This is a genomic window from Defluviitalea raffinosedens (genome assembly GCF_016908775.1).
In the GTDB taxonomy this organism is placed as follows: domain Bacteria; phylum Bacillota; class Clostridia; order Lachnospirales; family Defluviitaleaceae; genus Defluviitalea; species Defluviitalea raffinosedens.
The window spans coordinates 1-2,118 of record NZ_JAFBEP010000045.1; the positions used below are offsets into that span (position 1 = coordinate 1).

Consider the following 2,118-nt stretch of genomic DNA (forward strand, 5'->3'; position numbering starts at 1 on the left):
GTTTTGCTTTGACCTCATTTTTGACAACCTCCTGTTAGTATTATTTTACTAAACTAGTGTGTGATTGTCCAAATGGGTTAGGGGGATTAAGAGATGGAATAACGGAAGATGTCTATTATTGTATTATTACTTAAGAGAAATACAAACCCCTATCCCATTTTAATCATAACATATTTAAAAAAATATTATAGACTTTTTGTTTCTGGAATATACTCATATAATATTCATACATGTTTTATTAACTTAAATTAATAATAGAATAAGGAGGATGGGATAGTGGGTAAAAATAATGTTCAGGTTCATGACGAAGAAAGTGTACAAAATGTTGGGCCATCGAATATAAAGATAATGTATCAGCGCTTTGGTGATCCTACTTTACCGCCTGTGTTCCTGATTATGGGTGCCGGTGCACAGATGATTAACTGGCCTGAAGGATTTTGTTTAGAACTGGCTGGTCGCGGTCTACATCCAATTCGATTCGATAATAGGGATGCCGGACTATCAACTCACTTTTTTGATGCACCTGTTCCAGATTTTCAAGCCATACAATCTGGTGATTTCTCTACAGTAACTTACACTCTCTCTGACATGGCAGCAGACACGGTAGGTCTTATGGATGCGCTTGGATATGATAGTGTACACTTGGTTGGTGCATCAATGGGTGGAATGATAGCCCAGACAATAGCCATAGAGTTTCCGCATAGGGTTCGATCGTTGACTTCTATCATGTCCACTACTGGAAATAACTCAGTAGGGCAGCCTGACTATTCAGTGTTGGCAAATTTGGGTTCGCCTCCTTATCATGATCGTCAAGCTTATATCAGTTGGCAGATTAAATCACGTAAAGCTATTGGTTCTCCCAGATATCCTTTAGACGAAAAAGCTACTGCCCAAATTGCAGGGCTTGCCTGGGACCGTGATCATGACCCATTGGGTATGTTGCGCCAAGCTACGGCAGTTATAAAATCCGGTGATAGAACTGAACAACTTCATTCTGTTGAAATACCAACTCTTGTTATCCACGGTGAAAATGACAAAATGATTGATGTAAGTGGAGGACGTGCCACGGCAGCAGCAATTCCAAACGCCGAACTGGTAACCTTCGAAGGAATGGGACATGATCTCCCAAAACAATTATGGTCAGAGTTTGCTATAAGGATTGTAAATCTTATACACCGAGTGGAGTCCTTGAAATAGACTGTTTTCCACTATGACATAAAAAAATGTCCTTAAGACATCTATTTCATCAACTCAAGTCACGTGGAGTGCGTAGTATTGATGTCAAAGCCTTAACCTTTAATATTACTGGCTTTTCGCGTTTACATTCAACTTGTCTACTCGAGAGAAAGGGGAAAATGCGTATGTGGGAACATGTCGACGGGTGATTTTACAGGCAAAAATTTAGCTTAAAATTGGTAGGGTTAAGTTGACAGAATAGATAACGGCCTTTTTTCATAGGGGTTGAGGCGACAGGATGAATGTACAATTAATGCAGGTATACTCATTTTCTGAAAAGACTTTATTTATTATGTATAAAGTTGTAATATGTTGAAATTGTTCGTCTCTTCGCATATAATAAAAATTGGAATTTAATGTTCTGCGAGGTATTCATAATGGATTACTTAACGACAAAACAAGCAGCTGAAAAATGGAATATATCCCCACGCAGAGTTCAAGTTTTATGCGAACAGGGACGCATTAAGGGCGCTGTTCGTTTGGGTTGGGCGTGGGCTATACCAAAGGATGCGGAAAAGCCTGAAGATGCGAGACGTAGAAGGAAATCAAAGGAAAAACTGAGGAGAGAAAACGATAATGTTTTATAAGATGATTCAGAGAAAAAGAGATATGTGGTACTCCTCGTCAGAGTGTACCATTGATGAATTGATATCCTATATAGTTAATAAAGGTGAAATGCGCGACGTACAAATTGATGCAATTAAAACTTATTTGTATTTAAAGATAGCTTGCGAAAATAAACCCCTGTGGGAATTATTCTCCAGAGGCTATTTTAACAATTTAAATGTTTGGATTTATGTCAATATAGTAGACACAAAAACTCAAATTTTTATGCAGTTTTTCTTAAAGCATCTTCAAGCTGTTGAGGAGTCATATAACCGA

At 38.1% G+C, this 2,118-nt stretch carries 3 protein-coding genes; all 3 read left to right on the forward strand.

Annotated elements, in window-relative coordinates:
• Positions 1-276 precede the first annotated feature (276 nt).
• Complete coding sequence (locus JOD07_RS15210) at positions 277-1,197, forward strand: alpha/beta fold hydrolase (protein ID WP_204614645.1); 921 nt, start codon at positions 277-279, stop codon at positions 1,195-1,197.
• A 416-nt stretch (positions 1,198-1,613) separates the two neighbouring features.
• Positions 1,614-1,823, forward strand: coding sequence for a helix-turn-helix domain-containing protein (locus tag JOD07_RS15215; protein ID WP_158741859.1), 210 nt, complete (start codon positions 1,614-1,616; stop codon positions 1,821-1,823).
• Positions 1,813-2,118: hypothetical protein (locus JOD07_RS15220; protein WP_243429361.1), on the forward strand; the 306-nt coding region annotated here is incomplete at its 3' end. The genes JOD07_RS15215 and JOD07_RS15220, both read left to right, overlap by 11 nt.

Excerpts from the sequence above, each read along its gene's own strand:
- JOD07_RS15215 (WP_158741859.1), top strand. The coding sequence starts at position 1,614 with ATGGATTACTTAACGACAAAACAAGCAGCTGAAAAATGGAATATATCC.